The sequence below is a fragment of the Bacillus sp. HMSC036E02 genome (assembly GCF_001836235.1).
Lineage (GTDB): Bacteria > Bacillota > Bacilli > Bacillales > Bacillaceae_G > Bacillus_A > Bacillus_A cereus.
In genome coordinates this window covers 1-3,609 of record NZ_KV827855.1, presented here as the reverse complement: position 1 = coordinate 3,609, position 3,609 = coordinate 1, and the positions used below count along the sequence as shown (strand labels likewise).

Sequence of the window (3,609 nt, the reverse complement as noted above, 5' to 3'; positions counted from 1 at the left end):
ATAGAAGATGGGGGTAGAACACATGAAACCTTTTAAAGAGTCTGTATTGAATATTAAGTATATAATCGCGGTTCTCTTATAGTCAGTAAAGACTACGGAAAAGAAAAGGGAGAAGCAACATCATGAATATAGAATTACATTTAGATAAAGCAAGGATGGGGAATTATGCAATTTTCTAAAGAAAAGTTTTTACCAAATGGTTCTATTGTTCTATTAAAAGGTGGGACGAAGAAAATTGTGATTTATGGAAGAAAACAAAAACTTATGGTTAAAGAACCTGTGATGTATGATTATATTGGCTGTTTTTATCCAGAAGGATACATTAATCCTGAGTATACATTTGTATTTAATCATGAGGATATCGAAGAAATTATATTTGTAGGTTTTATAGATGAGGAAGAAGAGACATTTGTAGGATTGCTTAATTGAATATGATCTAGAAACAGATGATCTTCAAATTCCGATAAAACTAGCAATCTCCACGCCGAACTTGGACAAATCTTAAGCGGGGGAAAAACTGGACGCGAAAATGATGAAGGGATTACTATTTTCAAATCAGTTGGTTTGGCAGTAGTAGATATTATCGCTGCGAAGTATTTGTATGAGAAAGCGGTGGAGTGAGGGATGGTGAATAGGATTGAGTTTTGAGACTGCCTTTTGGTGGTCTTTTTTGCATAAAATCTTGTAAAGCAAGAAAAAGTAGAATATTTAATGATTAGAATTGAATATTAATATTCTGATATTATTATATTAAATAGAAAGATGAAACGTTTAAAAGTTCGGAATAATACAGTATAATGCGTTTGGTGAAATTAACCAATATATATTTTGCTCATTAGAAGTTATAGCAGGTATTGACGATTACTCCTTAAAGGCAGCATCGGAAGCTTCTACACTTAAGTATGAAGTAGAAGTAAGTATGCTACATTTTCTAGAATGGTTACTAATTATTGGAGATTAAGACCTGGAAATTAAAGGTGATTTGTGATTGGATGCAATAGGTTTGAAAGGTAGTGTTGGAAAAGAAACTGGTATAACAGTTCCTGTTTTAGAGGGGTTTACTATGGGAAGTAGTTTTAAATTTGAAAAACCTGAGGAGAAAAAATGATATGAAAACTCCATCGTATAAACCATTATATATTTTAGTTTATGTCGTAATATCTGTATCTATTATAGGATTAATGATTACTCCATCCAACAATTGGTGGGAAAAATTGTTAGGAACTATCGTTCTCATTCTTTTGGGAGCAGGTTTAATATGTTTTTTAAAATTCGGAAGGTGGGCGCAAGAGAAATTTTATGATAAATTTACAAAAAAACGGGATTAATATAAGACTGGAGTAATTAAGATATGCGTACAATAAATAGAATTCTGACTTTTACTGTATGTATTATGTTTATATTGTTAATTGAGGTTTCTTCTACTATACGGTTAGAAGATAAACTTTTACTTATAGGTCTGTCACTAATTTGCAATGTTATTGCATACTTTACAGTAGAGTATATCTATAAACGTATAGACAATAAGAAAAAGAATTGGATTTATAATTCGCAAAATTCATTTAATATTTAGAAGGCAAAAGTATCAATGAAACTATTACCAAATGGTTGGTTTTACAGTAGCCCAAGCCGGAATAGAACTAGAGAATATTAAAGGATTTGGAATAGGAGCTGAGGCTAAAGTAGCTCTTGCTACTGTAGATTTAGGTGCTCATGTGGAAAATGGAAATTTACATATAGGAGCTGAAGCTACTCTAGTAAAATATGAGAGTGCTATAAAAATTCCTATTCCATTTATGGATAAAAAGTTACAAACTGGGGGATCAGCATCGCTTGGAACACTCGGGGGATCTTTTGAAGCTGGAAAAAGTGGATTCAAATTCCATGCACCATTTGGTCCTGATGTAGGTTTATGGGGATTTGGTTTAGAAGTTAATGTTAAGGAATAAAGGAGATAAGTAGCATGAATAAAAAAGTGAAACAATTTAAATATTTTATGATTATATTAGCTTGTATTGCAATTTTTGGTACAATTTTACCTAATGCATTGGATCCAAATGAAACATTAGCAGGTAACATTTCGGTTGCAGTTTTTGGTACAATTGGTACTTGTTTGTTGTTTTCTATCACTTATTTCCTTATAAAAAAGGCTATTTTAAGAAGGGGAAACTAAGATGGTACAAAATTTAGAGTTAGAACTACTTCCAATAGGTTCGGTTGTGAAATTTAAAACATGGGAGCAACCTTTGATGATATATGGTAGAAAACAGGAAGATTCAAAAACTAAGGAAACTTGGGATTATGTGGCTTGTTATTATCCTATTGGAAATGTTTCAACTGAATATAATATGTTTTTTAACCATGAATATATATCAGAAGTTATTTTTACTGGTTACATAAATGAGGATGAAATTAAGTTGCGTGAAGATTTGAAATAATAATTTGAAATTTATAACTATAATAAAACATATATATCTTAATGGATATAATTTTTTATTATAGTTATTTTTATAAGTTTAATGGTGAAAATTTTATTGGGAATAGAAGGGGTAATGATAGTGAAAATTTTTAAAAATACAATTTTATTTGTTTTGTGTTTAGTAATTCTTAGTGGTTGTTTTACAAGAGAGGGAACTATTGTTGGTGGTAAAGTTCATGGTTCTTCAGATAGTGTATCAGGTAGTATCTCTGGAGATTATAGAAAATTTACTGGATCTGCAACTCAAGATAGGAAAGTTAAAAAAGGTGAGAATTGGATTTTTTCTTTTGATGATAAAACTAAACAAGGAACTATAATTGCTTATGTTGTGGATTCAAATGATAATACAATACTAGAGTTTAATAGTGGCGAAGGCGAAAAAAATATTAAAGTGCCTAAGGGTGATACATATAAGGTTAAAATTAAAACGGAAGAACATGGTGGGGAATTTCGAATATCATGGAAAAAAGAAAAATAGTTTTTGGATTGAAAAAAGCATCTAAAGATAGATGCTTTTTTTAGTCTTTAATTAAATAGTTTTGAATCTGTATTCTGGTGAAATATATAGTAATCATGTTTTTTAAGTAGAGAATCAGCTCCAATTTAATTCAAAGAATTATTAAGTAATGTTTTTAAATCTGATTGTATATCAAATTTTTCTTTATGTTGATCATATATGATTAGATATAGAAATTATCTAGTATATTATCTTTTTCTTCCTTATTGATACCAATATATTTCAGTGTAATTTATAGAGTGCTATAATTGAGTATTTCTTGTAACATAGCGACATCTTTTGTTTATAGAACCAATAGCCGAAGCTTTTGCGCATGGTGTGAGTCCCAATAGATTCGATCCCAGCAAAATCTTTGGCTTTTTGAAATTTTTGATAAGCCTAGATTTTATTAATGGGTTGATCTTCTTTTCGAGAAGGGAATAATATTTCACAGAAGGTGTAAAATGGGATGTTGATTTAGATGGTGATGGTGAAGATAATAGTATTAAGGATAGGGTGAAAACGGGTTCGAAAAAAGCTTGGTTAACAGTAGCGGGGGTGGTTTAATTAACATGAAAAAAAATACAGATTTTAATAAAAAAGCTTTTGAATATTATATGGCTCTTTATGCTGT

At 30.2% G+C, this 3,609-nt stretch carries 6 protein-coding genes and 2 pseudogenes; 7 read left to right on the top strand and 1 reads right to left on the bottom strand.

Annotated elements, in window-relative coordinates:
• Positions 1 to 165 precede the first annotated feature (165 nt).
• From HMPREF2590_RS18180 to HMPREF2590_RS18155, 7 genes and pseudogenes are all read left to right on the top strand, one after another.
• Entirely contained in the window at positions 166 to 429 is a 264-nt protein-coding gene (locus HMPREF2590_RS18180) for a DUF4176 domain-containing protein (protein WP_070861489.1), read from the top strand.
• 10 nt (positions 430 to 439) lie between these two features.
• Positions 440 to 621, top strand: a pseudogene (locus tag HMPREF2590_RS29170) (ornithine cyclodeaminase family protein); the annotation flags it as partial.
• 488 nt (positions 622 to 1,109) lie between these two features.
• On the top strand, positions 1,110 to 1,328 hold the full coding sequence (locus HMPREF2590_RS18175) for a hypothetical protein (RefSeq protein WP_000856866.1): 219 nt from the start codon (positions 1,110 to 1,112) through the stop codon (positions 1,326 to 1,328).
• Between the two features lie 276 nt (positions 1,329 to 1,604).
• Positions 1,605 to 1,949, top strand: coding sequence for a hypothetical protein (locus tag HMPREF2590_RS18170; protein WP_002163866.1), 345 nt, complete (start codon positions 1,605 to 1,607; stop codon positions 1,947 to 1,949).
• Positions 1,950 to 1,963: 14 nt separating this feature from the next.
• Positions 1,964 to 2,173 carry a hypothetical protein gene (locus HMPREF2590_RS18165; protein ID WP_001036924.1) on the top strand — a complete coding sequence of 70 codons (210 nt, stop codon included), beginning with the start codon at positions 1,964 to 1,966 and terminating at the stop codon, positions 2,171 to 2,173.
• 1 nt (position 2,174) lies between these two features.
• The gene (locus HMPREF2590_RS18160) at positions 2,175 to 2,438 is read left to right on the top strand and encodes a DUF4176 domain-containing protein (RefSeq protein ID WP_000250495.1); all 264 of its coding nucleotides are present in this window, start codon (positions 2,175 to 2,177) and stop codon (positions 2,436 to 2,438) included.
• A gap of 81 nt (positions 2,439 to 2,519) precedes the next feature.
• Positions 2,520 to 2,957, top strand: coding sequence for a hypothetical protein (locus tag HMPREF2590_RS18155; RefSeq protein WP_153601857.1), 438 nt, complete (start codon positions 2,520 to 2,522; stop codon positions 2,955 to 2,957).
• A gap of 202 nt (positions 2,958 to 3,159) precedes the next feature.
• On the opposite strand, the pseudogene HMPREF2590_RS30800 reads toward HMPREF2590_RS18155, so the two are convergent.
• Positions 3,160 to 3,419 (bottom strand): annotated as a pseudogene (locus HMPREF2590_RS30800) (tyrosine-type recombinase/integrase); the annotation flags it as partial.
• Positions 3,420 to 3,609 lie beyond the last annotated feature (190 nt).